Source organism: Herbiconiux sp. VKM Ac-2851, assembly GCF_013205105.1.
Lineage (GTDB): Bacteria > Actinomycetota > Actinomycetes > Actinomycetales > Microbacteriaceae > Herbiconiux > Herbiconiux flava.
The window spans coordinates 508873-532909 of sequence record NZ_JABMLJ010000003.1 but is presented as its reverse complement, the minus strand read 5'-3'; the positions used below and the strand labels follow the sequence as shown (position 1 = coordinate 532909).

Annotated in this window: 24 protein-coding genes; 4 read left to right on the top strand and 20 right to left on the bottom strand. The window is 71.4% G+C overall.

All coding sequences use genetic code 11. The annotated features are described in order from the left end of the window. Window positions 1-4: 4 nt before the first annotated feature. From HQQ85_RS15635 to HQQ85_RS15570, 14 genes are all read right to left on the bottom strand, one after another. The gene (locus tag HQQ85_RS15635; RefSeq protein WP_173183431.1) at window positions 5-754 is read right to left on the bottom strand and encodes an SDR family NAD(P)-dependent oxidoreductase; all 750 of its coding nucleotides are present in this window, start codon (window positions 752-754) and stop codon (window positions 5-7) included. Continuing rightward, window positions 751-1593, bottom strand: a complete 843-nt coding sequence (locus HQQ85_RS15630; RefSeq protein WP_173183430.1) for a fumarylacetoacetate hydrolase family protein — start codon at window positions 1591-1593, stop codon at window positions 751-753. Before HQQ85_RS15630 ends, HQQ85_RS15635 begins: the two co-directional genes overlap by 4 nt. Next, on the bottom strand, window positions 1590-2609 hold the full coding sequence (locus tag HQQ85_RS15625) for an aldo/keto reductase (protein WP_173183429.1): 1020 nt from the start codon (window positions 2607-2609) through the stop codon (window positions 1590-1592). Before HQQ85_RS15625 ends, HQQ85_RS15630 begins: the two co-directional genes overlap by 4 nt. Further along, window positions 2606-3967 carry an L-fuconate dehydratase gene (locus tag HQQ85_RS15620; RefSeq protein WP_173183428.1) on the bottom strand — a complete coding sequence of 454 codons (1362 nt, stop codon included), beginning with the start codon at window positions 3965-3967 and terminating at the stop codon, window positions 2606-2608. The genes HQQ85_RS15625 and HQQ85_RS15620 overlap by 4 nt, the downstream gene beginning before the upstream one ends. A 50-nt stretch (window positions 3968-4017) precedes the next feature. Continuing rightward, window positions 4018-4341: an L-rhamnose mutarotase gene (locus HQQ85_RS15615; RefSeq protein ID WP_173183427.1), complete on the bottom strand. Its 324-nt coding sequence runs from the start codon at window positions 4339-4341 to the stop codon at window positions 4018-4020. Continuing rightward, entirely contained in the window at window positions 4338-5471 is a 1134-nt protein-coding gene (locus HQQ85_RS15610; RefSeq protein ID WP_254069472.1) for a Gfo/Idh/MocA family protein, read from the bottom strand. The genes HQQ85_RS15615 and HQQ85_RS15610 overlap by 4 nt, the downstream gene beginning before the upstream one ends. After that, window positions 5468-6418, bottom strand: coding sequence for a carbohydrate ABC transporter permease (locus HQQ85_RS15605; RefSeq protein ID WP_173183426.1), 951 nt, complete (start codon window positions 6416-6418; stop codon window positions 5468-5470). The genes HQQ85_RS15610 and HQQ85_RS15605 overlap by 4 nt, the downstream gene beginning before the upstream one ends. Next, on the bottom strand, window positions 6415-7437 hold the full coding sequence (locus HQQ85_RS15600; protein ID WP_371741931.1) for a carbohydrate ABC transporter permease: 1023 nt from the start codon (window positions 7435-7437) through the stop codon (window positions 6415-6417). The genes HQQ85_RS15605 and HQQ85_RS15600 overlap by 4 nt, the downstream gene beginning before the upstream one ends. 58 nt (window positions 7438-7495) lie before the next feature. Beyond that, window positions 7496-8815: an ABC transporter substrate-binding protein gene (locus HQQ85_RS15595; protein WP_173183425.1), complete on the bottom strand. Its 1320-nt coding sequence runs from the start codon at window positions 8813-8815 to the stop codon at window positions 7496-7498. A 131-nt stretch (window positions 8816-8946) separates the two neighbouring features. Beyond that, window positions 8947-9831, bottom strand: coding sequence for an amidohydrolase (locus HQQ85_RS15590; protein WP_173183424.1), 885 nt, complete (start codon window positions 9829-9831; stop codon window positions 8947-8949). 115 nt (window positions 9832-9946) lie between these two features. Then, window positions 9947-10957, bottom strand: coding sequence for a LacI family DNA-binding transcriptional regulator (locus HQQ85_RS15585; protein WP_173183423.1), 1011 nt, complete (start codon window positions 10955-10957; stop codon window positions 9947-9949). Between the two features lie 30 nt (window positions 10958-10987). Then, the gene (locus HQQ85_RS15580; RefSeq protein WP_173183422.1) at window positions 10988-11443 is read right to left on the bottom strand and encodes a MaoC/PaaZ C-terminal domain-containing protein; all 456 of its coding nucleotides are present in this window, start codon (window positions 11441-11443) and stop codon (window positions 10988-10990) included. Continuing rightward, window positions 11440-12636 (bottom strand): extracellular solute-binding protein, encoded by a 1197-nt coding sequence (locus tag HQQ85_RS15575; protein ID WP_173183421.1) that lies wholly within the window; start codon window positions 12634-12636, stop codon window positions 11440-11442. The genes HQQ85_RS15580 and HQQ85_RS15575 overlap by 4 nt, the downstream gene beginning before the upstream one ends. After that, on the bottom strand, window positions 12633-13871 hold the full coding sequence (locus HQQ85_RS15570) for a CaiB/BaiF CoA-transferase family protein (protein WP_173183420.1): 1239 nt from the start codon (window positions 13869-13871) through the stop codon (window positions 12633-12635). Before HQQ85_RS15570 ends, HQQ85_RS15575 begins: the two co-directional genes overlap by 4 nt. Before the next feature lie 137 nt (window positions 13872-14008). On the opposite strand from HQQ85_RS15570, the gene HQQ85_RS15565 reads away from it, so the two are divergent. The 4 genes from HQQ85_RS15565 to HQQ85_RS15550 all read left to right on the top strand — a co-directional run bounded on the left by HQQ85_RS15565 (window position 14009) and on the right by HQQ85_RS15550 (window position 17516). Next, window positions 14009-15034, top strand: a complete 1026-nt coding sequence (locus HQQ85_RS15565; protein WP_371741930.1) for a zinc-binding dehydrogenase — start codon at window positions 14009-14011, stop codon at window positions 15032-15034. Next, entirely contained in the window at window positions 15031-15789 is a 759-nt protein-coding gene (locus HQQ85_RS15560) for an SDR family oxidoreductase (RefSeq protein WP_173183418.1), read from the top strand. Before HQQ85_RS15565 ends, HQQ85_RS15560 begins: the two co-directional genes overlap by 4 nt. A 61-nt stretch (window positions 15790-15850) precedes the next feature. Then, window positions 15851-16486 (top strand): bifunctional 4-hydroxy-2-oxoglutarate aldolase/2-dehydro-3-deoxy-phosphogluconate aldolase, encoded by a 636-nt coding sequence (gene eda / locus HQQ85_RS15555; RefSeq protein ID WP_173183417.1) that lies wholly within the window; start codon window positions 15851-15853, stop codon window positions 16484-16486. 73 nt (window positions 16487-16559) lie between these two features. Further along, complete coding sequence (locus tag HQQ85_RS15550; RefSeq protein WP_173183416.1) at window positions 16560-17516, top strand: sugar kinase; 957 nt, start codon at window positions 16560-16562, stop codon at window positions 17514-17516. Window positions 17517-17553: 37 nt separating this feature from the next. Here HQQ85_RS15550 and HQQ85_RS15545 read toward each other — a convergent pair whose 3' ends face one another. The 6 genes from HQQ85_RS15545 to HQQ85_RS15520 form a co-directional block, all read right to left on the bottom strand. After that, complete coding sequence (locus HQQ85_RS15545; protein ID WP_173183415.1) at window positions 17554-18342, bottom strand: glucosamine-6-phosphate deaminase; 789 nt, start codon at window positions 18340-18342, stop codon at window positions 17554-17556. Then, window positions 18330-19289 (bottom strand): ROK family protein, encoded by a 960-nt coding sequence (locus HQQ85_RS15540; RefSeq protein WP_173183414.1) that lies wholly within the window; start codon window positions 19287-19289, stop codon window positions 18330-18332. Before HQQ85_RS15540 ends, HQQ85_RS15545 begins: the two co-directional genes overlap by 13 nt. Then, window positions 19286-20782, bottom strand: coding sequence for a glycoside hydrolase family 3 protein (locus HQQ85_RS15535; protein WP_173183413.1), 1497 nt, complete (start codon window positions 20780-20782; stop codon window positions 19286-19288). Before HQQ85_RS15535 ends, HQQ85_RS15540 begins: the two co-directional genes overlap by 4 nt. Beyond that, window positions 20779-21630 (bottom strand): carbohydrate ABC transporter permease, encoded by an 852-nt coding sequence (locus tag HQQ85_RS15530; protein ID WP_173183412.1) that lies wholly within the window; start codon window positions 21628-21630, stop codon window positions 20779-20781. The genes HQQ85_RS15535 and HQQ85_RS15530 overlap by 4 nt, the downstream gene beginning before the upstream one ends. Continuing rightward, complete coding sequence (locus HQQ85_RS15525) at window positions 21627-22598, bottom strand: carbohydrate ABC transporter permease (protein ID WP_173183411.1); 972 nt, start codon at window positions 22596-22598, stop codon at window positions 21627-21629. The genes HQQ85_RS15530 and HQQ85_RS15525 overlap by 4 nt, the downstream gene beginning before the upstream one ends. 132 nt (window positions 22599-22730) lie before the next feature. Beyond that, a complete protein-coding gene (locus HQQ85_RS15520) occupies window positions 22731-24008 on the bottom strand; it encodes an extracellular solute-binding protein (RefSeq protein WP_173183410.1) in 1278 nt (425 codons plus the stop codon). Window positions 24009-24037 lie beyond the last annotated feature (29 nt).

The following is a 24037-nucleotide window of genomic DNA, read 5'->3' as shown; positions in this document are numbered from 1 at the left end:
GGGGTCAGCGGCGGACGCGGAGGTGGGTGACGCCGCCGTCGACGTCGAGGGCGGTGCCCGTCGTGGAGGCCGAGAGCGGGCTCGCGAGGTACAGGATCGCCTGGGCGACCTCGTCGGGCGAGACCATGCGTCCGGTGGCCTGGCGGGCGTCGAGGGCCGCGCGCTCGGCGACCGGGTCGTCGAAGCCCTGCAGCATCCGCTCGACGAACGGGGTCGACACCGTGCCGGGGCTGACCGCGTTGACGCGCACGCCCTCGGCCACGTGGTCGGTGGCCATGGCGAAGGTGAGCGCCAGCACGGCGCCCTTCGAGGCCGAGTAGAGCGCGCGGTCGGGCAGTCCGTTCAGTGCCGCGATCGAGCACAGGTTGACGATGGCGGCGTGCTCGGATCGACGGAGCCAGGGCAGCGCGGCGGCCGAGACGCGGGCCATGCCGACGACGTTCACGTCGAGCACGCGGGCCCACTGCTCGTCGTCGTTCTGCTCCACGGTGCCCACGGCGCTGATGCCCGCGTTGTTCACCACGATGTCGATGCCGCCGAGGGCCTCGGCCGCCGCGTCTACGGCCTGCTGCACCGAGGCCCGGTCGGTCACGTCGGCGGTCACGAGCACGGCCCCTTCGGGGGCTCCCTCGGTGGCCCGGTCGAGCACGGCCACGCGGGCGCCGGCGGCGAGCAGCGCGGTCGCGGTGGCGGCCCCGATTCCGGATGCCCCTCCCGTGACGATCGCGGTCAGCCCCTCGAAGACGCCGCTCATGCCTGCACCAGCGTCTGCTCGGCGCGGCCGAGGCCGTCGATCTCGAGGGCGACGGTGGATCCGGCGCGGAGGTACGGGTTGCCCGGGATGCCGAGGGCGACACCGGCGGGGGTGCCGGTGTTGATCAGGTCACCGGGCCGCAGCACCATGAACTGGCTGAGGTACCAGATAACGTGGTTGATGCCGAAGATCATGTTCGCCGTCGAGCCGTCCTGACGCTGCACGCCGTCGACCCAGAGCCGCAGGGCGAGGTTCTGAGGGTCGTCGACCTCGTCGGCGGTGACGAGCACCGGGCCGAGGGGGTTGAAGGTCTCGCAGCTCTTGCCCTTGTCCCACTGGCCGCCGCGCTCGAGCTGGAACTCCCGCTCGGACACGTCGTGCGAGAGTACGTACCCCGCGATGTGCCTGCGGGCGTCGGCCGGCGAGTCGAGGTAGCGGGCGGTCTCGCCGATCACGACGCCGAGCTCGACCTCCCAGTCGGTCTTGGTCGAGCCGCGCGGGATGAGCACCTCGTCGAAGGGGCCCACGATCGTGGACGGGTCCTTCATGAAGACGACGGGTTCGGCCGGGTAGGCGGCCCCGGTCTCGTCGGCGTGGTCGCGGTAGTTGAGGCCGATGCAGACGATCTTGCCCGGCGCCGCCAGCGGGGCGCCGACGCGGCCTCCCGCGGGCAGTTCGGGCAAGGAACCCGCGGCCACGGCGGCAGCGGCCGCCTCGAGCCCTCCGGTGAGGAAGGCCCCGTCGATGTCACGGGTGACCGTCGAGAGGTCGTAGTGGATCCCGTCGATCTCGACCGCGGGGGTCTCGTGTCCGGGGGCGCCGATACGGCTGAATCTCATCGCGTGCTGTCCTTCGTCGTGGCGGGGGTGGTGGGTGATGCGGGCGGTCGCGGGGCGAGCCCCGCCTCGTCGAGCTCGCTCCAGAGCTCGACGGGGATCGCGACGGCGAAGCGCTCGGCGGTCGAGGCGGCCTGGGCCGCCGTGCGCACACCGGCGACGACGCTGACGACGCCCGGGAAGCCGAGCGGGTACTGCAGCGCCGCGGCCGGGAGGGAGACGCCGTGCCGTCTGCAGACCTCGGCGATGTCACGCGCCTTCTGCAGCAGCTCGGCGGGCGCCTGCGCGTAGTCGAAGGTCGCGGCCTCCGGAACCCGGTCGCTGCTGAGCAGCCCCGAGTTGAACGGTGCCGCCGCCACGACACCGACGCCGCGGGCGACCGCGAGGGGCAGAAGCTCGTCGGAGGCGCCCTGGTCGAGCAGCGTCAGCCGGCCGGCGGCCATCACGACGTCGACGTCGGTGCGGCGCACGAACTCGGCGAGCATCGCCGACTGGTTCATGCCGGCGCCGATGGCACCGACGACGCCCTGCTCGCGCAGCTCGACGAGGGTGTCGACGCCGGTGGTCGACGCGGCCTCCCAGTGGTCGTCCGGATCGTGCAGGTACGCGATGTCGAGCCGGTCGGTGCCGAGCCGGGCGAGGCTCGCTTCGACCGAGCGCAGGATGCCGTCACGGCTGTAGTCCCAGACCCGGCGCGTGGCGGCCGGCACCACGAAGCCCTCGTCGTCCAGCCGGTCGGCGGTCTCGGGGCTGTCGACGAGCAGCTTGCCGACCTTGGAGGAGAGCACGATCTCGTCGCGCGTGCCGGTGGCGGCGAGCGCCGCCCCGAGCCGCCGCTCGGAGAGCCCGAGGCCGTAGTGCGGCGCGGTGTCGAAGTAGCGCACGCCGCCGGCGAAGCCGGCGTCGTAGGCGCCCGCGGCCTCCTCGTCGGTGGTCTCCTTGAACAGGTTGCCGAACTGGGCGGTGCCGAGGCCGAGCTCGGTCAGCGCGAGACCGGTGCGGAGGGAGCGGGTCTTCACAGAACGGCCTCCACGGAAACGGTCTCGGCGGTCTCGTCGGCCTCAACGGTCTCGGGTGCCAGCGCGCGGCTCCAGTAGCCGCCGTCGGGGAAGGAGTACTCGGCCACGGACTCTTCGTACATCTCCGCAGAGTACCCCGGGAGGCCCGGGAGCACGTAGTTCCCGTCGACGACGATGCAGGGATCGGTGAAGTGCTCGTGCAGGTGGTCGACGTACTCGGTCACCCGGCCCTCGAGCGATCCCGAGACGGCGACGTAGTCGAAGATCGAGAGGTGCTGCACGAGCTCGCAGAGCCCGACGCCGCCGGCGTGCGGGCAGACGGGAACGCCGAACTTCTTGGCCATCAGGTACACGGCGAGGATCTCGTTGATCGACGCCAGCCGGGCCGAGTCGAGCTGGCAGAAGTCGATGGCCTCGGCCTGGAACATCTGCTTGAACAGCACCCGGTTCATGCCGTGCTCGCCGGTGGCGACACCGATCGGCGCGACCGCGCGGCGCACGGCGGCGTGGCCGAGCACGTCGTCGGGGCTCGTGGGCTCCTCGATCCAGAGCGGCTTGAACTCGGCGAGGCGATTCACCCACTCGATCGCCTGCGGTACATCCCAGACCTGGTTGGCGTCGATCATCAGGTTCGCGTCCCAGCCGATCACCTCGCGGGCGATGCCGAGGCGACGGATGTCGTCCTCGAGGTTCGCGCCGACCTTGAGCTTCAGGTGCCGGTAGCCCTCGTCGACCGACTCCTGCAGCAGGCGGCGCAGCTTGTCGTCGCTGTAGCCGAGCCAGCCGGCGCTCGTGGTGTAGCAGGGGTAGCCGCCACGGGCCTCGAGTTCGGCGATCCGCTGGCCGCGGGTCGGCTCCAGCTCGCGCAGCATCTCGAGTGCCTCGTCGCGGGTCAGCGCATCCGAGAGGTACTGCAGGTCGGCCACGTCGACGAGCTCCTCGGGGCTCATCTCGGCGAGCATCCGCCACAGGGGCTTGCCGGCCTTGCGGGCGGCGAGATCCCAGACGGCGTTCATCACGGCCGCCATGGCGAGGTGCTCGACGCCCTTCTCCGGGCCGAGCCAGCGCAGCTGCGAGTCGGACTTCAGCGAGCGGTAGGTGCCGCCGAGGTCGCCCACCATCTCGTCGACGTCGCGGCCGATCAGCAGCAGGGCGCGCTGGCGGGAGGCCTCGACGCAGAGGTCGTTGCCGCGGCCGATGGTGAAGGTGAAGCCGTGGCCGCGGAGCTCGCCGTCGGTGCGCAGCACCACGTAGGCGGCGGAGTAGTCGCCGTCCTTGTTCATGGCGTCGGAGCCGTCCTGGCTGAGGGAGGTGGGGAAGCGGACGTCGTAGACGTCCACGCCGGTGATGATCGTCATCAGTGTGAACCGTTCGGTCGAAGGGGTGAAGAAAGAAAGGGGGGTGGGGGTCAGTCGGTGTGGAAGACCTCGGGGAGCTCCTGCCACCACTCCCCCGGCGCCCGGCTCTCGAGCGGGCGCTGAAGCGGCTCCTGCACGGCCCACCAGCGCTTCGTCGCCTCGTCGGCGGCGATCGCGGCCATGTCGGCCTCGTAGTCGTCGCCCGTGTACTCGAAGTACGAGAACAGCAGAGCCCCGAAGCGGTAGATCGAGTAGTTGTGCACGTGGCTCTCGGCGAGCCGCGCCAGCACCTCCGGCCAGACGGCGGCGTGGTAGGCCTCGTACTCCTCGCGGTTCTCGGGCGGAAGCCCGATCACCGAGGCGACCCGCTTCACGAGGTCACCGCCACGCGGAGCGGCACGCCCTCGCGCTCGTCGGATTCGTAGGCCGCCTCGACGACCGCCATGGTGTGCAGCACGTCGTCCACCGAGGTGGGCAACGAGTCGACCGAGCCCTCGACGTAGCGCTGCAGCGCGCCCATCGAGCCGATGAAGGCGTCGGGGAACCATGAGCCCTCGAACGGCAGCGGGGTCCAGCCCTTCTCGCCGGCGACGGCGAGCTCCAGTGAGTCCTCGCGGCCCCGCGGGTAGTCGAGCAGCAGGCCGAGCTGCGCGCGGATCGCGCCCCTCGTGCCCTCCCACTTGATGAAGCTCTCCTCGTGGGCCGGCCCGTAGTCGTGGTCGTGGTTCGTGCTCACGACGGCCCGCAGGTCGCGGCCGCGATAGCGCAGGATGATCGTGGACCGCGTCGTCGCGACGTCCGGCTTCCCGGGGTGACGCCTGGTCACCGCGCTGACGCCGTCGGGGTCGCCGAAGAACGAGCGCACGAGGTCGAGGTAGTGCACGCTGTGCATGGTCAGCTCGAGCCGCTCCATCCCGAACACGTGCGGGAAGAGGTGCCACGGTGTGTCGACCGAGACGCGCACCTCCATGTCGTGCACCTCGCCGATGGCACCCGCGGCGATCAGCCGGCGGGCCTCGGCGACGTAGGGCGCGAAACGGAGCTGGGTGTTCACCGCGGCCACGAGGCCCTTGCGCCGGCAGAGGGCGGCGAGCGCCTCCCCCTGCTCGAGGCTGTGGCCGAGCGGCTTCTGGATGAGCACGGGCGCTCCGTCGGGCAGGGCCTCGAGGGCTGCCTCGTACTGCTCCGGCATCAGCGCGATGTCGTAGACCGCGTCAGCCGGGGCCTCGGCGACGGCCGCCTCGACGGTGCCGAAGACGTGCTCGATGCCGAACTCGGCGGCGAGGGCATCCGCTCTCTGCACCGTGCGGTTGACGATGCCCCAGACCGGGTAGCCCGCCTTGCGGTAGGCCGGGAGGTGGGCGTCCTTGACGATGCCGCCGGCGCCGATGATGACGATGGGTCTCGGATGCAGGGGCAGCTCGAGCGTGTAGGCGGCGGCCGGGTGGCGCTCGGGCAGGTCGTCGCGGTCGGGGAGGTCGCCGCGCATCCGCTCGTCGCTCATCCCTTCACCGCCCCGATGGTCTGGCCCCGCACCAGGAAGCGCTGGGCCCCGATGAACATCGCCAGGAGCGGCACCATCGAGATGACCGTCGCCAGCGCGAGCTGCGGCAGGTAGAGCTTCACGTCGAGGCCCGCGGCCACGGTGGCGTTGAACAGCGGGCTCGCGCCGATGAGCTCCTGGATGCCGATCGAGATGGTCTTGTTCTGCTGGCTCGAGGTGAGCAGCGCGAGCGGGAGGAAGAAGTTCGTCCAGTTCGCCACGAAGCTGAAGAACGCGACCAGCGCGATGGCCTGCTTCGAGATGGGCAGCGCGATCTCGAAGAAGGTGCGCAGCTCGCTCAGCCCGTCGATGCGGGCCGCCTCGACCAGTTCGTGCGGCATCGTCGTCATGAAGTGGATGTACGACAGGTAGACACCGAACGGGTAGAAGCCCATGATCACCGCGACCGGCCAGAGCTGGCCCACCGCGTTGATGGCGTTCACCTCGAGGAAGATCGGGATGACGAGCACGGTGTTCGGCATCACCATGGCGAGCAGCGTCGCGATCAGGAAGGCCTTGCGGAAGCGGAAGCGCAGACGGGCGAACGCGTAGCCCGCCGGGATGGCTGCGACCAGCGCGAGCGCCGCCCCGCCGACCGAGACGATGGCGGAGTTGATCATCCACTGCTGGAAGAGACCGCCGTTGCCGGGGCCGAAGCCGGTGATCTGGTTCCAGCTGTAGACGATGTTCTCCCACGACATGCCGCCGAGGTTGAGGAAGCCGCTGGCGCCCGACTCGATGTTCTCCTGGCTGCCGAAGGCGAGGGCGATGAAGCCGATGATCGGTAGCAGGAAGGCGGCCGCGATCACGACCATCACGACGATGCGGGCGATGCGGCCGGCGTTCCACCGGTGCGAGCCGACGACGCGGGGGACGTCACCGACGCGGTTCGGACTGACGCGGGTCATGCGGTCCTCCTCTCCTTGCGCTGGGCGCGGGTCGTGCGGGTGCTGGTCTCGTCGCCGAACAGTCCGCTGCGGGTGACGATGATCAGGCCGATGCCGAGCGTGATCAGCAGCAGGATGATCGACAGCGCGGCCGCGGCGGGGAAGTTGCGGTTGGTGAACGCGAACGCGTAGCCGAGCTGCGTGGGCGCCCATTCGGCGACCACCGAGCCCGAGGAGATCTGCCTCAGCAGGTAGGGCTCGAGGAAGAGCTGGAAGCCGTAGGCCAGGTTCATCAGGGCCGCGTAGCCGACCCAGGGGCGGATCAGCGGGAGCTTGACGTGCCAGGCGAGCTGCCAGGCGTTCGCCCCGTCGATGCGGGCGGCCTCGAGCACCTCGTCGGAGATGCCGTTCAGGCCGCCGTTGACCACGACGATCCAGGTGCCGATGCCCTGGAAGAAGAGCATCGCGGTGAGGATGAAGGGCATGTTGCCCGGCGTGATGACCTCTTTGTAGGTGCTCGCGCCGAGCCCCTGCCAGAGGAACGCGATGGGCGAGTTGACCGGGTCGATCAGGTAGACCCAGAGCACGAAGTTCGCGATGCCGCCGAGGGCGCCCGGGATGTAGTAGACGAAGCGCATCGCGCCGCCGAAGCGGCCGGGGCTGGCGTGGATGAGCAGCGCCAGGGCCACGATGCCGACGATCATGATCGGCAGCCAGATCGCCATCAGCGTGAAGATGTTGATGAACGTCGACCAGAAGCGGTAGTCGCCCACCACGGTGGCGAAGGACTCGAGCCCGCCGAAACCGGAGGTCGGGTTCACCAGCGACGGCGCCCGCTGCAGGCTGATGACGAAGGCGTAGCCGATCGGGATGGCCGCGGCGACGAGGAAGAGCACGGTGTAGGGCGCCAGCAGCACCCAGGCCCCGAGGGTCTCGTCGCGGCGGAGAAACGAGCGGCGGCGGCGGGCGGTGGTGCCCGTGCCCCTGGTGTCGGAGGGGGCGGCGGTCTTCGCGCGCTCCTCCAGGAGGTGATTGGTCACAGTGTTCCCCTGTGGCGGGCGCCGGCACGTGGCCGGCGCCCGCCCGCTCGGTGTTCGGCTACTCGGCCACGACCGTGTAGCCGACGGACTTGGCCTGGTTGACGAGCTCGTCGCCGAACGCCTTGATGGCGTCCGTGGCGGAGCCTCCGCCGATCAGCGTCGAGGGCACCGTCTGGGTCCAGACCGAACCGGTGTCGTACAGCATGTACGAGTAGGGCTGCACGACTCCGAGGGCGCTCTTGAACGCCTCTTGAGTGGTCGCGACGTCGGCGAAGTAGGCGTCGTCGGCGATCTTCGCCAGCCAGTCCTCCTGCACCGGGCCGTAGCCGGGGAGGCCCGTGCTCAGGTCGACCTGCCAGCGCGGGTCGGTGGCGACGAACTTGGCGAAGGTGAGCGTGTTCTCGAGCTGCTTGCCGGTGATGTGCGAGGAGACGCCCCAGAGGCCGCCGCCCTCGTTGCCCGTCGAGGGCTCCGACTCGCCGTCCCACTTCAGCGGGGCGACCGCGGTCATCTGGCCGGCCGGGATCTTCCAGGTGTCGCGGAAGAGGTAGTTGCCCCACCACACGGCCCCGGGGCTCATCACCAGGTTGGCACCGGCCTCGGCGGCGTCGCCGTCGAAGATGCCCTGGGTGGAGAGGGCTCCACCGGCCTGCATCTGGTCGAGCAGCTCGGTGGCACGCACGCAGTTCGGGTCGGAGAGGTCGATGTGCGCCTCCGACTCCGAGACGCGGTCGTTCGTGGGGCAGCCCGCGGCCTGCAGATAGCGGTTGACCGCGTAGGCGTCACCGAGGAAGCCCGAGATCTTGCCCGGGTTCTCCTGGGCGATCTTCACACTCAGCTCGCCGTACTCCTCCCACGTGGTGGGCACGGTGTAGCCCTTCTCGTCGAAGAAGGCCTTGTTGTACCAGAACACGTCGGGCGCGGCGTCGTTGCGGAGGCAGCGGATGGCCCCGTCGATGTCGCAGAACGAGATGACCGCGGGGTCGTAGCCCTCGATCGTGTCGGGCATCAGCTCGCCGAGGTCGGCCGCGTAGTTGCTCGTCGAGTTCGTCGCCCAGGCGATGTCGTCGTTCGAGGGGAAGAAGATGGCGTCGGGCCAGCCTTTCCCGGCCGAGTCGAAGTTCGCGAAGGCCTGGCGCACGGTCTGGCCTCCGACCGTTCCGTCGATCTGCACGATGTCGATCTCGATGTCGGGGTAGGCCTCCTTGAAGGCCTCGGCCGCGGGCACCCGGGGCGGGTCGACCCAGACCGTGATCTTGCCGCCGGAGTCGGTCTGAGCGCCCCCGGTCGTCGTGGTTCCACCACTCGCGCAGCCCGCCATCAGAAGGGCGGTTGCGGCAAGGGCGACACCTGCTGTGAGGAATCTTGTTGTCTTCATTGACACTCCCTGTTGAGAGCAGTGCGGGCAAGGGGCCGAACACTGCGGTTTGCCTGGCGAACGGGATTCCCCGCTTGGTGCCGGTGTCACGTTATCCCGATCGGGGGCCGCTAGTCAAACGTTTGCTCAAATCAATTCGGCGCGTCGCCCGCTCGGCCGATCCTGGCCGGGTCGAGGGCGTAGAAGCGCGCGGCCGTGCGGCCGAGCAGCTGCTCCCGATCCGCCTCGGAGAGCTCGGCGAACAGCGGCTGCAGCCCCTGCCAGACCCGCGTGTAGCCGCCGGCGAGCACCGAGACCGGCCAGTCGCCGCCGTACATCAGCCGCTCGACGCCGAACACCTCGAGCGCCCGCTCGAAGGCAGGCCGCACGGTGTCGGTCGTCCACGCCCCCTCGTCGCCGGTCGCCGAGTAGAGGCCGGTCACCTTGCCGAAGACGGTCGGCACGGCGGCGGCCTCGGCGATCAGGGTCGACCACGGCTCCCACGAGTCGAGCCCGATCGGCGGCTTCGAGAGGTGATCGATCACCATCCGCAGCCGCGGGTGCCGCTCGGCGATGATCGGGATCAGCTCCAGATGGCGCGGCAGCACAGCCACCACGTCGAACGGCAGCCCTGCCTCCTCCAGCACGGCGAGGCCCTCGTCGACCTCGGGGCGCAGCAGCCAGTCGGCGTCGGCGCGGTCGTGGATGAGGTTCCGCACCCCCACCATCAGGCTGTCTCCGCGCCACCCCTCGAGCATCGCGGCAGCCTCCTCTGGCCTGTCGAGCGGCACCCAGCCGACGATGCCGGCGACCTCCGGATGCGCGGCCGCCGACTCCCGCATCACCGCCGAGTCGTCGCTGTTGTCAGCCGACTGCACCTGCAGCGTGTACGCGACGCCGGCCGCCTCGAGCTCGGGCTGCAGCTGCTCGAAGGACATGGCGCCGTCGATCGGCGCGTGCTGCGGACCGAGCCAGCTGTACTCCGCGCGGGCCGGGTCCCAGACGTGCTGGTGGGCGTCGATGACGGGAAAGGGCATGCGTGTTCCTCCTCGAACTCCTCCGGGCCGCGGCTGCGGCCCGGATCTGCACAATCGATTGTTCACGACGAGCGGCACCGCGTCGAGTGCCACGCGTCGATCGACAGCTCGGCGGTCAGGGCCGCGGCGCGACCGTCGACTCGCGGATGATCAGCTGCGGCGCCGGGTCGGAGACCACGAGCCGCGGCACCGTGCCGCCGTGGATGCGGTCGTAGAGCGCCGCCATCGCCCGCCGGCCGAGCTCGTACCGCGGCATCTTCACGGTGGTCAGCGGCGGCCAGGAGTTGTCGGCCGTCCACGCGTCGTGGATCGCCACCACGGAGACGTCGTGCGGCACGCTCACCCCGCGACTGCGCAGCTCGAGCAGCACACCGAAGGCCGCGTTGATGTTGGCCACCACGATCGCGGTGGGCCGCGCATCCGCGTCGAGCAGGGGGCCGACCGCCGCCCGGCCCACGACGAGCTCGTAGCCGAGGGACGTGACGAAGCGCTCGTCGACGGGCAGCCGGGCGCTCGCCATCTCGTCGCGGAAGCCCTGCTCCCGGCGCCGGCCGGTGACCGAGGAGGGCAGGCCGCCCACGAACGCGATGCGCTTGTGCCCCTGCCCGATCAGGTGCCGCGTGGCGATGCGGGTGCCGAGCTCGTCCTCGAGATCGACGTAGCCGCCGTCGGCGGGGTGGTTGGAGTTGACGTAGACGACCGGCAGGCGGCTGTCGATCTGCTCGCTCAGCTCGGCGGGCTCCATCGCGTCGGCGGCCTGCACGAGGGCACCGTCGATCCGGCCCTCCTTGATCAGGCGGGGCAGCGCGTACTCCTCGAGCTCGCTCTCGGCGCGGGCGAGCAGCACCATGTACTTCTTGTCGTAGCCCTCGTCCTCGACGCCCCGCATCAGCTCGCTGACGATGGCGTTCGTGAGGTCGGGCACCACGAGGGCGACCACGTTGGTGCGCGAGAACTTCAGCGCCCGGGCGGCGTAGTTCGGGCGGTAGTCGAGCTCGCGCGCGGCGTCGGTGATGCGCTTGCGGGTGGCGTCGCTGACCCGGGCATCCGCCGCCCCGGTGAGCACGCGCGAGACGGCCGAGACGGAGACCCCGGCCATGGTCGCCACGTCGCTGAGGGTCGCCATGGGCTCAGTCTAGATATAGCGGGGCGGCGATCACGCGGAGGGGCGCACCGAGACGAGGTACAGATGGGTCAGCACGAGCACGGTCTCCTGCCGCTGGTTGGTGACCGTCACGAGCTCGTGCACGTAGCCGAACTCCTCGGGGCGCTTCGCGTGCGGCACCCTGTCGACGATCTCGGCGCTGACGCGGATGGTGTCGCCGATGAAGACCGGCTTGATGAAGCGGATGCGGTCGTAGCCGTAGCTCATCGCCTGCGGGTTGATGTCGCCGGCCGTCATGCCCACCGCGACCGAGAGGATGAGCGTGCCGTGGGCGATGCGCTGCCCGGCCGGCTGGGTGGCCATCCATTCGGCGTCCATATGGTGCGGGAAGAAGTCACCGGTCTGACCGGCGTGCAGCACGATGTCGGCCTCGGTGATGGTGCGGCCGGTGGTGTCGCGGCGTTCGCCGATCGCGATGTCGTCGTAGTAGCGGTCGACGGTGCTCATGCGGGGGTCTCCTGCTCGGGGGTGGGCGCGGGGCTGCTGGCGACGGTCTCGACGTGACCCAGGTCATCACCCAGATGGCGTGCGACGGCGTCGTCGAGACGGCGGCGCAGCTCGTCGTCGTCGAGCTCGCCGAGAAGGGCCGCGGTGACGCGCTCCGAGGCCTCGTTCTGCAGCTCGATGTAGTGCGGGTGCTGGGGCCTCAGGTAGGCGCCCTCGAGGGTGGCGCGCGTGCCGCGGAAGAAGTCGAGGCTGTCGGCGTTCGTGCGGGCGCTCTCCCACGCGACGGCGTTGCCGGGCTGGCCGCCGCCGTCGTAGTAGACGCCCTCCTGCACCGCCGCAGAGGCGAGCCAGAAGGCGTGGTCGATGGCTTCGACCGGATGCGCGGTCGAGGCCGACACCGCGATGCCGGCCCCGCCGAGCAGCGAACCCCGCACCCCGTTCCGCGAGCGGGGGATGTCGGTGTACGTCAGTCGGTGCATCCGGAAACCCGGCCGGCTGTAGTTCGTGTAGCCGAACAGCAGCGGCGAGTAGGCGAAGCGGTCGCCCTCGCTCAGGGCGTCGGCGACCTGGATGGGGTTCCACCCCGCGTTCTCGCGCGGCACGAGCGCGGCGAGGCGGCGGAGCAGCGACATCGCGGAGCCCAGCGTCTCGGCACCGAGGAAGACGCCGGGCGTGCGCATCGGCTCCTCCCCGAGGCCGGAGGCGACGGTGACGAGGCTCGAGAAGGCGTCGACCGGCTTGTAGGGCCAGAGCACGCGGCCCTCCTCGGCGAGGGCGATGACCTCGTCCCAGTCGGTGGGCGCGGCATCGATGAGGTCGGCGCGGAACGCCGAGACCTGGGCGGCGGCGTCGCTCGCGAGCCCCCACTGGCGTCCGGCGTAGGAGTAGGAGCGGTGCGAGGCGCCGACCGACTGCCGGGCCAGCAGCGCGAGCTCGTCGTCGTGGCCGGTTCCGTCGAGCGGGGCGAACAGGCCCTCGACGGCCGCGATCGGGATGTGCGGGTGATCGATCACCAACAGGTCGTAGCGGTCGGTGAGCTTGTCGAGCGGATAGTCGGCGAAGGCCTGGAGGGAGCGGTACTCCCAGACGACCTCGACGTCGGGGGCGACCGCGCGGTAGGCCTCGGCGGCCGCGACGACGCTGCCGTGACCGCGGGCGTGCTCCCAGGTCATGCCGCGGAGGGTGACGGTCATGCGGTCGCCTCGTGGGCGGGGGCACGGCTCGCATCGGGGACCGCGGGGCCGCTCGCCTCCGGTGCCGGGGCGCGGCTTGTGTCGGGGAACTCGGCGCGCACCCGCTCGTCGTCCTCGCCGAGCAGCGGGGCGGCCTTGCGGCTGCTGAGGATCTGGCCGTCCACGCGCAGCGGGCTGCGGGTCGTGGTCAGCGTGGTGCCTCGCCGCTCCACCTCCTGCGTCATGCGGATGGCGGCGAACCCCTCGCTGTCGAGCAGCTCGTCGAGCGTCAGCACCGGTGCGCACCACACGTCGGCCGCGTCGAGGATGCCGAGCCAGTGCTCGGTGCTGCCGGTCGCGAAGCGCTCGGCGAGCAGCGCCTCGATGCGCTCCTGCTCGTCCCACGCCTGCTGCGGATCGACCATGCCGGTGAGCTCGGGGAGCTCGAGCAGCTCGCCGAGCTTCGGGATGGGGTTCATCGCGAGCGCGATGTACCCGTCGAGCGTGGGGTAGGTGCCGTAGGGAGCGGCCAGGAAGGCGTGGGCGGAGTGCTCGCCGTGCCGCTTCACCGCGATGGAGTCGTCGTTCAGCCGCACGCTCAGCAGCTCGAACTGCAGGTCGAGCATCGCCTCGAGCAGGCTCGACTCGACCAGGCCGCCCTCGCCGGTGCGGAACCGTCGCACGAGCAGTGCGGTCGCCCCCTGCGCGATGTGGCAGCTGAGCAGGTGGTCGGCGATCGACAGGCCCACCGGCACCGGGCCGTCGGCGGCCGAGCCGCTCAGCCAGGGCAGCCCCGAGACCGACTGGGCCAGCAGGTCCTGCCCCGGCCGTGTGGCCCAGGGACCCTCCGAGCCGTATCCGGTGGCGCTGGCGTAGACGATCGAGGGGTTGAGCTCGCGCACCGACTCGTAGTCGAGGCCGATCCGCTCCATCACCCCCGGCCGGAAGTTCTGGATGAGCACGTCGGCCTTCGCCACGAGCTCCTTGACGTAGTCGAGGTCGGCGGGCTTCTTCAGATCGGCGGTGATCGACTCCTTGTTGCGGTTCATCGCATGGAAGGACACAGTGTCGCCGTCGGCCGTTCGGCCGGCGAAGGCGAGCGTGCGGCCGATGTCGCCGGACCCTGGCCGCTCGATCTTGATCACCCGGGCACCGAGGTCGGCGAGCCTCATGGCCGCCACCGGCCCCGCCAGGAACTGGCTGAAATCGAGAACGAGAATGCCGTCGAGCGGCAGTGCTCCTCGTGCAGTGGTCACGTCGTCTCCCTGTCCGCATCCTTGCGGCGAGCCCTTTGCTCAATCGTTTGCTCATGCTACTGTCGCGAGGTGTCGATGCGCAAGGCGCGGCCTCAGGGCCCGCGGCGCACGACCTCCGACGACGGAAGGACGAGTCAGTGCTGACTGCCAGTTACGTGCGCAACCGCACCATCGAGATCACCGAGGCGGAGACCACTCCCCCGCCGCCGCCCGGCTCCGTGCAGATCGCGGTCTCGCACGTCGGCCTCTGCGGCACCGACCTGCACATCTTCCACGGCTCGATGGATGCGCGGGTCGGCACCCCGCTGGTGTTCGGTCACGAGATGAGCGGCGAGATCGCCGCGCTCGGCGAGGGCGTCACCGGCTGGTCGGTCGGCGACCCCGTCACCGTCATGCCCCTGGACTGGGACGGCACCTGCCCCGCCTGCCTCGCGGGCAACGAGCACATCTGCCAGAACCTCGACTTCATCGGGATCGACTCGCCCGGTGCGCTGCAGCCGCTCTGGAACGTGCCGGCGTCGACCCTCGTGGCGCTGCCGGCGGGCATCCGGCTCGACCATGCGGCCCTCGTCGAGCCCGTCGCCGTCGCCGTGCACGACGTGCGCCGCGCCGAGCTGAAGGCCGGCGAGAAGGCGGTCGTGATCGGCGGCGGCCCGATCGGCGTGCTGATCGCCACGGTCGCCCGCTCGATCGGGGCCGAGGTCGCCGTGATCGAGCTCGACGGCGGCCGCCGCGAGCAGGTCGCCGCCCTCGGCTTCACCACCGTCGACCCGCGCGCGGTCGACCAGACCGCCTGGGTCGAGGAGTGGACGGGCGGTGTCGGCGCCGACGTCGTGTTCGAGGTCTCCGGCGCGGCCGCCGCGGTGCTCGGCGCCACCGCGCTGGCGAAGGTGCGGGGAACGCTCGTCGTGGTCGCCATCCACCCGACCCCGCGCGAGATCGACCTGCAGCGGGTGTTCTGGCGGGAGCTCACCATCCGGGGCGCGCGCGTCTACCAGCGCACCGATTTCGAGCGGGCGGTCGAGCTGGTGGCCGACGGAACGGTGCCGGCCGAGGTGCTCATCACGAGCCGCGTGCCGCTCGCCGAGACCCAGGCCGCGCTCGAGGAGCTCGAGAGCGGCCGGGCCATGAAGATCCTCGTCGACGTGGCGGGCAAGGCATGAGCGGGCTGTTCTCCCTGGAAGGAACCACCTCGGTCGTCACGGGGGCGAGCCGGGGCATCGGCCGCGCGATGGCGGTGGCCCTGGCCGAGGCCGGCTCGGACATCATCGGCGTGAGCACGACGCTGCCCGCCTCGGGCAGCGAGGTCGGTGCGGCCGTCGAGGCGACCGGGCGGCGGTTCGAGGGCCTCGCGTGCGACTTCGCCGACCCGTCCGCCGTCGACGCCCTCGGGGCCGTCCTCGCCGAGCGGGACATCGACGTGCTGGTGAACAACGCGGGCACCATCGAGCGGTCGCCGGCGGCCGAGCATCCGCTCGACTCCTGGTACCGGGTGCTCGAGATCAACCTGTCGAGCCAGTTCCGGCTGACCCAGGCGGTGGGGCGACGGATGCTCGACCGCGGCCGCGGGAAGGTGATCTTCACGGCCTCCCTACTCAGCTTCCAGGGCGGCATCAACGTGCCGGGCTACACCGCGGCCAAGTCGGGCATCGCGGGGCTGACCAAGGCGCTGTCGAACGAGTGGTCGGCGCGCGGTGTGAATGTCAACGCCATCGCGCCCGGGTACATCGCGACCGACAACACCTCGGCGCTGCGGGCCGACCCCTCGCGCTCGCAGTCGATCCTCGACCGCATCCCGGCGGGGCGCTGGGGCGAGGCCTCCGACCTGGCGGGCGCCACCGTTTTCCTGGCCTCGCGCGCCTCGGACTACGTCGACGGCATCACGTTGCCCGTCGACGGCGGCTGGCTCGGCCGATGAGCGCCGCCCTCGTCCCGGACCTCGGCGCCTCGTTGCCCGGTCACGTCGATGGGCTCGACCGATGAGCGGGGCGCCTGCCTCGCTCGCCGGGCAGCGGATCGTGCCGGTCGTCGTCATCGACGACGACGCGCAGGCCGTCGGCCTGGCCGAGGCGCTGCTGGCCGGCGGCATCGGCTGCGCGGAGTTCACCCTGCGCACCCCGGCGGCGCTCGATGCCCTCGCGGCGGCTTCGGCCGTGCCGGGGTTCGTCGCGGGGGTCGGCACGGTGATCACGCCGTCGCAGCTGCGCGCGGCCGCCGACGCCGGGGCTCGCTTCGCGGTCGCGCCCGGGTTCGACGAGGAGATCGTGACCCTCGGCGCCGACCGCGGGCTCGACGTCGTGCCGGGCGTCGCCACGCCCACCGAGGTCTCCCGGGCGCTGCGCGCGGGCGTCGACCACGTGAAGCTCTACCCGGCCGGGGCGCTCGGCGGCACGGCGTACCTCGACGCGCTGGTGGGGCCGTTCCCCGGGGTGCGGTTCCTGCCGAGCGGTGGGGTGAGTGCGGCCTCGGCTGCGACGTGGGCCGCGCATCCGGCCGTCTTCGCGATCAGCGGCAGCTGGATGGTGCCCCGCGACGCGATCGCGGCGGGCGACTTCGGCCGCATCGCCGAGCTGTCGCGCGCCGCCGTCGCCTCGCTGGATGTGGTGGCACGATGACGCGCGGGGTCGTCACGCTCGGGCTCCGCTCACGCCTGACCGCGGGCGCGCGCCGGCTGCGGGCGGTGGCGCGATGACGCGGGGAGTGGTGACGCTCGGGGAGAGCATGGCGCTGATCCGGGGCGACGGGGTCGCTGGGCTCGAGCACCTCGCGACGGCCCGGATCGAGACCGGCGGCGCCGAGGGCAACGTCGCCGTCGGGCTGACGCGGCTCGGGGTCGACGCCACGTGGCTCGGGCGGGTCGGCGACGACGCCCTGGGGCGACGGGTCGCGGGCGAGCTCCGCGCCGAGGGCGTTCACGTCGTGGCGATCGTGGACGCGGCCGCCCCCACCGGGCTGATGATCAAGAACACCCCGCACGCGGGGCGCACGGCCGTGACGTACTACCGGGCGGGGAGCGCGGGCAGCCGGCTGACCCCGGCCGACCTCGACCGCATCGACTTCGCCCAGCACGCGCTGCTGCACCTGACGGGCATCACCCCGGCGCTGTCGGCGTCGGCGCGCGAGACCGCCCTCGCGGCGGTCGAGCTCGCCCGCGCGGCGGGCTGCGCCGTGTCCTTCGACGTGAACCTGCGGGCCTCGCTCTGGCCGGCCGAGGATCCGGCCCCGGTGCTGCGCTCGCTCGCCGCCCTCGTCGACATCGTGATCGCCGGTGACGACGAGGCGCGGCTGATCACCGGATCGCCGACCGCCGTCGACGACCCGACGGCGCTGCTCGAGGCCCTGCGCGACCTGGGTCCGCGCGAGGCGGTCGTCAAGCGCGGGCCGCTCGGTGCCAGCGCCTCGGCCGGTGGCGAGGTCGTGCACCAGGCCGCCTTCGCGGTGCCGGTGGTCGACACGGTCGGTGCGGGCGATGCGTTCACCGCCGCCTACCTGGCCCGCCGGCTCGAGGGTGCTCCGCTCGCCGACGCGGTGCGCACCGCGGCGATCGCGGGCGCGATCGCGTGCACCCACCCGAGCGACTGGCTCGGCTACGCCCGGCCGGCCGACCTCGCGGCCTTCGACGCCGTCGACCCGGTGCGGCGCTGACGCGCCCGCGCATCCGCCCGCTCGCCTTCGCGGGCGGTCACAGGATGACCGGGTCCCAGGTCGGCTTCTGCGCGAACGCCTCGCGGTAGTACTCGAGCTCGCTGAGCTCGGCCGCCGCCTCCTCGTCGACCACGACGGTGGCGCGCGGGTGCAGCTGGATCGCCGACGCGGGCACGCTCGCCGTCAGCGGCCCCTCGACCGCGGCGGCCACCGCCCGCGCCTTGCCGCGCCCGAAGGCGAGCAGCACGAGACGCCGAGCCCGCAGGATCGTGCCGAGCCCCTGCGTGATGCTGTGCACCGGAACCTCCTCGACGGTGTCGAAGAAGCGGGCGTTGTCCTCCCGGGTCTGCCGGGTGAGCGTCTTCACCCGGGTCAGCGAGGCGAACGACGAGCCGGGCTCGTTGAAGCCGATGTGCCCGTCGGTGCCGATGCCGAGCAGCTGCAGGTCGACCCCGCCGGCCGCCAGGATGGCGTCCTCGTAGCGCTCCCCCGCGGTCTCGATGCCGAGCGGCCGGCCGTCGGGCACGTGCACCGCCGAGGGTTCGAGCCCGAGCGGCCCGGTCACCTGCGCGGCGATCACCGAGTGGTAGCTCTGCGGATGCGTCACGGGAATGCCCACGTACTCGTCCAGCGCGAACCCGCGCACGCCCGACAGGTCGAGCCCCGCCCGCACCCGCTCGGCGAGCGCCCGGTACACCGGCAGCGGCGTGTCTCCCGTGGCGAGCCCCAGCACGGCGTCGGGCCGCTGCAGCACCAGCCGCTCGATCGCCTCGGCCACGAGCGCTCCGGCGGCGCGGCGGCTGCCGACCACGATCACTTCTGCCACGTCGGCACCCTCTCGTCTGCGGTGAGCGCCGGCGCCCCGACCAGGGCCGCTCCGACGGCGGCCGCCGGGAACCCGGCCGGCACGAGCAGCACCCGGCTCTCGAGCCCGAGCGACGCCAGGAACGGCGACTCCTCGGCCCAGGATGCCAGAACCCGCCGCACCTCGTCGAGCAGCCACTCCCCGAGGTTCGACAGCCCGCCACCGATCATCACGATCTCGACGTCGACGGTCAGCACGAGCACCCGCACGGCGGCGGCCACGTTGTCGACGAGCAGCGAGCGGATGGCCACGGCCTCCGCGTCGCCTGCGTCCGCAGCGGCCATCAGCGACCGCGCCGGGATCGGGTCGGCCGCCCCGGGCGACGACCATTGCCGGGCGATCGCGCTCCCCGATGCCACCGTCTCGAGGCATCCGCGCTGCCCGCAGGGGCAGAGCACCCCGTTCGGGTCGACGGGGATGTGCCCGATCTCCCCGGCCGCACCGCGGGCACCCCGCCACAGCCGGCCGTCGATCACCAGTCCGGCCGCGAGCCCGGTGCCGAGGTTCAGGTAGGCCATGGATCGCGCGGTCAGCTGCGGCTGCGCCGTCATCAGGTGGTACGCCCCGAGAGCCGCCGCCTTGACGTCGTTCTCGACCTTCACGGGGCAGCCGAGCCGCGCGCTGAGCAGCGCACCGAGCGAGAGCTCGTCAAAGCCGAGGTTCACCGCGTGCGACACCGTTCCGGCGACCACGTCGACCTGCCCCGGGATGCCCACCCCGATCGACTCGAAGTCGGCCGGCGCCCGCCCGGTCAGCTCGGCGACGCGGGCGATCCCGGCGAGCGCCGTGGCGACCACCGCCTCGGGCCCGAAGCCCGTGGCGAGCCGCACCCGCTCGACCACCTCGCCCTCGTCATCGACCGCGACCACGTCGGTCTTGGTCCCTCCGATGTCCAGGCCGAGCCTCACGAGCGCACCCCCCGCTCGGCGAGCACCCCGGCGAGCGCCTCGCCCACGAGCGCCGAGGCGCCGTAGGTCGCGACTCCGGCGTACCGCGGGTCGCCGCCCGGCCAGCCCATGTCGACGGTGACGACCCGCGGATGCCGGACCCGCAGCGTGTCGATCAGGGCGACGACCTCCGGCCGCCGCTCGTTGTCCTTTCCGATCACGAGCACGTATGCCTCGGCGGGAATGTCCTCGATCTCCTCCCGCCAGGACGCCTCGACTACCTCATGCACCCCGAGGTGCACACCGGCCGCGGCGAGCGCGGCGAAGGGACCCCACGGCACCACACCGATGGCGCTGTTGGCCGCGGTGTCGACCCGCACGACGGTCCAGCCGGGGCCGGTCAGCGCCTCGTCGGCCTCGGCCGTCCAGCTGAACGTGGAGGCGACGGCACGGGCATCCGGCATCACCTCATCGGAGCCGACGGCCCCCGACGACGCCGGAATTGCCGAAGTACCCGCCCAGGCCGCCAGAGCGAGGTTCCGCCCGGCCGCCTCCTCGACCCGCGAGGCCGCGAGCGACCCCGCGTCGACCGCCGCCTGCACCGCGTCGACGATCCCGTCGAGCTGCGGCCCGGTGTTCTTCGTCCCGATGCAGAGCAGGTCGCACCCCGCGGCGAGCGCCGCGACGGCGGCCGCGGGGATGCCGATCGAGCCGCTCGCCCCCGCCATGTCGAGTGCGTCGGTCACGATCACCCCCTCGAACCCGAGCTCCCCGCGCAGGATCCCCTCGAGGATCGGCCGCGAGAACGTCGCCGGCGTGCCCGGATCGAGCTGCGACAGCACGATGTGACTCGTCATCACGGTGAGGGCACCGGACGCACCGGACGCCACGGCCGCCACGGCCGCGGCGAACGGCACCAGCTCCCGCGACCGCAGCACGTCGGCGGGCGCGTCCACCGTCGGCAGCGCGAGGTGCGAGTCCTGCGCCGTGTCTCCGTGCCCGGGGAAGTGCTTGAGGCACGCGGCGACACCCTGGGCCTGCAGCCCCTCGGTCCAGGCGACGGTGTGGCGGGCCGCGAGCGCGGGATCCGCGCCGAAGCTCCGCACCCCGATCACCGGGTTCAGCGGATTCGAGTTCACGTCCGCATCCGGCGCGAAGTCGAGGTTCACCCCCGCCCCGGCGAGCGCCCGTCCCACCGCGGCGCCGACCGCCCGGGTCGCCGCGAGGTCGTCGAGGCGGCCGAGCACCGCGTTGCCCGGGTAGGGCGCTCCGCGGTCGTAGAACAGCCGCGTGACGTCGCCGCCCTCCTCGTCGATCGCGATGAGAGCAGAAGGGTTGGCCGCGCGGATCGCGTCCGTCAGGGCCCGGAGCTGCGCCGGCGAGACGATGTTCTCGCCGAACAGACACACGCCCGCGAGACCCTCGCCGAGCATCCGCTCGACCCACTCGGGCAGGATCGTGCCCTCGAACCCGGGCAGCAGGGTGCCGAGGATGCTCGACCGGAGCCCGCTCATCCCTTCACCGCCCCGCTCACGAGCCCCGAGGTCATGCGCCCCTGCACCAGCAGGAAGAACACGATCACCGGGATGGCCATCAGCGTCGACCCCGCCATGATCGCCGCCCAGTTCGTGGTGCCGGTGACCTGCTGGAAGGTGCGCAGCCACACGGGCAGCGTCATCATCTCGGGCCGCGAGTTCACCACGAGCGCGAGCAGGAACTCGTTCCACGCCTGGATGAAGCCGAAGACGCCGGTCGCGACGAGGCCCGGCGCCAGCAGGGGGAAGGTGATCCGCCAGAACGCGCCGGTGCGCGAGCATCCGTCGATCATCGCCGACTCCTCGAGCTCGACGGGCACGCCGTTGACGAAGCCGCGCAGGGTCCAGATGGTGAACGGGAGCACGGTCGCGACGTAGACGAGGGTGAGGCCGGCGATGGTGTTGAGCAGGTTCCAGCCGTCGAGCACCCGGTAGGTCGAGACGATCATCGCCTCGGCCGGGATCATCTGGATGATCAGGATGGCGAAGATGAACGCCTTGCGGCTGCGGAAGCGGTAGCGCGTGACCGCGAGCGAGGCGAGGAACGCGAAGACCAGCGCGATCACGACGGTCGAGATGGTGACCATCAGCGAGTTGCCGAGGGCCGGCAGGAACGGCGCGCGACCCGGGTCGAAGATGACGGTCTCGTAGTTCGCGGTCGTGAGGTGCTGCGGGAAGAAGTTCGGCACGCTGCCGCGGATCTCGTTGTTGGGCTGCAGGGAGGTGTTGACCATCCAGTAGACCGGGAAGACCGAGAAGACGAAGACCACGATCGACGCGGCCCCGAGCAGGATGCTCGTGCTGCGTTTGGTGCGCACGCCGCTCACTGCTCCTCCTCCCTCAGGCTCCGGCGCACGTAGAACACCGAGATCGCCACCATCAGGATGACCATGATCACCGCGATGGCGCCGCCGGTGCCGTAGTCGCCGCCACCGATGGACGTCTGGTAGATGTACACGCCGAGCGTCGAGGTCTGCTCCTTGATGCCGCCGATGCCCTGCAGCGCGAAGATCTGCGTGAACACGCGCAGGTCCCAGATGACCTGAAGGATGATCACGACGACGAAGATCGAGCGGAGGTACGGGAAGACGATCAGACGGAAGCGCTGCCACGCCCCGGCGCCGTCGAGCTGGGAGGCCTCGAGCACCTCGTCGGGCACCTGCGTCAGGCCGGCGAAGATCGTGAAGGCCACGAAGGGCACAGCGCCCCAGGTGACGATGATCGTCGCGACCACGAAGAAGGAGAACGGGTCGATCAGCCAGGAGTGGTTGGTGAAGTCCTGCCCGCTGACGGCCTCCATCAGGAAGTTGACGACGCCGTACTGGGTGTCGAACATCCAACCCCAGACGATCGTGGCGGTCAGCGCCGGCATCGCCCAGGCGAGCAGCAGGCCCACCGAGACGAGGGTCTTGAAGAAGCGGTTGACGCGGTTCATCAGCAGGGCGACCGCCGTGCCGAGCACCATCGCCGTCACCACGTTGGCGACGCAGAACAGGATGCTGCGGCCGAGCACCGCCCAGAACTGCGGGTCGCCGAGCACCCGGGCGTAGTTGTCGAAGCCCACGAAGGGGGCGTCGGCACCGAACACCTGCGCGCGGCCGAACTCCTGGAACGACATCACGAACAGCTGCACGAGCGGCCAGCCGATGACGGCGGCGAGGATCATCAGGGCCGGCACGAGCAGCACGATCGGCGTGAACCGGGCGCGCTTCCGCCGGGTCGTGCCGGGGTCGGGCGGCAGCTCCTGCACACCCCCGGATTCGTGCTCGCGCACGAGCAGCACGGACGAGGTCATTGACGGTACTCCCACTACGATTGCGGTTGTGCCCCCACCTTCCTAGGGCGATGGGCATCGGGCCGACGGGGGCCGGCGCGGTGTTCGCGCACCGTGCCGGCCACCGTCCGGTTGGGCTGGTCGGAGCCCCTTCTAGGAGTTCAGGATCCCGTCGATCTTCTCGTCGAGCGCCTTCGCGAGCTGCTCCACGTCACCGCCCTGGGCGATGCCGACGAAGAAGTCCTGCAGGGCGCCCGAGGCCTCGACGTCGGCCCACTTCGGCGAGGCCGGGGTGAGCTTGGCGTTGGCCGCGGCCTCGGCGATGGCCGTGGCGACCTCGTCGGTGCCGAGGGTCGACGCGAGCGAGATCTTCGCCGGCACGAGGCCGTTCTCGCCGAGGATTGACTGGTACTCGTCGCTCAGCATGATCTCGAGAGCGTCCGTGGCGAGCTCGGGGTGCGCCGACTTCGCGGCGACGGCGATGTTCGAGCCGCCGGCGAAGACGTGGGCGGCGCCGCCGTCCTTGCCGGGGAGGGCGTAGACGCCGAGGTTGGCCTCCTGGTCGGGGCAGCCGGGCGCATCCGCGTCGGCCGGGGCGAGGATCGAGCCCTTCACCCAGCTGGGCGCGGAGAGGTTCGCGACGACGCCCTCGCAGAAGGGCACCTGCGGGTCGGTCTCGTTGCCGTCCTTCGGGGCGACGCTGGCCTTGGTCATGACCTCCTGCACCTGCTTCAGGCCGGCGATCGACTCGGGGCTCGAGAAGCTCGAGGTCCAGGTGTCGCCGTCCTGGGTGGCGATCTCGCCGCCGTTCTCCCAGATGTAGGGCAGGGCGTTGTACCAGTCCTGGCCGGGGAAGTAGATGCCCGAGACGCCCGGGTTCGCCGCGGCGAGAGCGACGCCGTTCGAGACGTACTCGTCGAGGGTCGTCGGCACGGTGAGACCGGCGTTCGCGAGCAGGTCCTTCTTGTAGAACACCAGGCGCGCCCCCGAGTAGTAGGGAGCGGCGTAGAGCTTGCCGTCGTAGCTGCCCGCCTCGACGAAGCCGGGGAGCAGGTCGTCGCCGCCGAGCTCCTCCTGCACGTCGGAGAGGTCGAGGAACGCGCCGGCCGAGGTGAAGGCGGCGGCCTGGGTGTTGCCGACCTCCACGACGTCGGGGCTGTCGGAGCCGGAGAGGTTCGTCGTCAGCTTGTCGACGAGACCGGTCCAGGCCTGCTCCTCGATGGTGAGGGTGGAGCCCGGGTGGTCCTTCTCGAAGGTGCTGACCAGGTAGTCGCGCGCCTCCTGCGGGGTGTCGGTGCCGTTCAGCCAGACGCGGAGGTCGGCGGTGCCGTCGCCTCCCGCGCTGTCGTCCGACGAGCCTCCGGCGCAGCCGGCGAGCGCGAGCGCCGCGGTGACGCCGAGGGCGGTGACGGCGAGTGTCGTCTTCCTCATGGTGTTCTGCCTTTCCTAGGGCGATGGGA

Bases quoted from the DNA above. Each gene is read 5' to 3' on its own strand.
- HQQ85_RS15580 (WP_173183422.1), bottom strand. From the start codon at position 11,443: ATGAGCACCGTCGACCGCTACTACGACGACATCGCGATCGGCGAACGC.
- HQQ85_RS15520 (WP_173183410.1), bottom strand. From the start codon at position 24,008: ATGAGGAAGACGACACTCGCCGTCACCGCCCTCGGCGTCACCGCGGCG.
- HQQ85_RS15605 (WP_173183426.1), bottom strand. From the start codon at position 6,418: ATGACCCGCGTCAGTCCGAACCGCGTCGGTGACGTCCCCCGCGTCGTC.
- HQQ85_RS15535 (WP_173183413.1), bottom strand. From the start codon at position 20,782: ATGAGCGGGCTCCGGTCGAGCATCCTCGGCACCCTGCTGCCCGGGTTC.
- HQQ85_RS15630 (WP_173183430.1), bottom strand. From the start codon at position 1,593: ATGAGATTCAGCCGTATCGGCGCCCCCGGACACGAGACCCCCGCGGTC.
- HQQ85_RS15610 (WP_254069472.1), bottom strand. From the start codon at position 5,471: ATGAGCGACGAGCGGATGCGCGGCGACCTCCCCGACCGCGACGACCTG.
- HQQ85_RS15560 (WP_173183418.1), top strand. From the start codon at position 15,031: ATGAGCGGGCTGTTCTCCCTGGAAGGAACCACCTCGGTCGTCACGGGG.
- HQQ85_RS15590 (WP_173183424.1), bottom strand. From the start codon at position 9,831: ATGCCCTTTCCCGTCATCGACGCCCACCAGCACGTCTGGGACCCGGCC.
- HQQ85_RS15525 (WP_173183411.1), bottom strand. From the start codon at position 22,598: ATGACCTCGTCCGTGCTGCTCGTGCGCGAGCACGAATCCGGGGGTGTG.
- HQQ85_RS15635 (WP_173183431.1), bottom strand. From the start codon at position 754: ATGAGCGGCGTCTTCGAGGGGCTGACCGCGATCGTCACGGGAGGGGCA.
- HQQ85_RS15575 (WP_173183421.1), bottom strand. From the start codon at position 12,636: ATGACCGTCACCCTCCGCGGCATGACCTGGGAGCACGCCCGCGGTCAC.
- HQQ85_RS15550 (WP_173183416.1), top strand. From the start codon at position 16,560: ATGACGCGGGGAGTGGTGACGCTCGGGGAGAGCATGGCGCTGATCCGG.
- HQQ85_RS15595 (WP_173183425.1), bottom strand. From the start codon at position 8,815: ATGAAGACAACAAGATTCCTCACAGCAGGTGTCGCCCTTGCCGCAACC.
- HQQ85_RS15585 (WP_173183423.1), bottom strand. From the start codon at position 10,957: ATGGCGACCCTCAGCGACGTGGCGACCATGGCCGGGGTCTCCGTCTCG.
- HQQ85_RS15620 (WP_173183428.1), bottom strand. From the start codon at position 3,967: ATGACGATCATCACCGGCGTGGACGTCTACGACGTCCGCTTCCCCACC.
- eda (WP_173183417.1), top strand. From the start codon at position 15,851: ATGAGCGGGGCGCCTGCCTCGCTCGCCGGGCAGCGGATCGTGCCGGTC.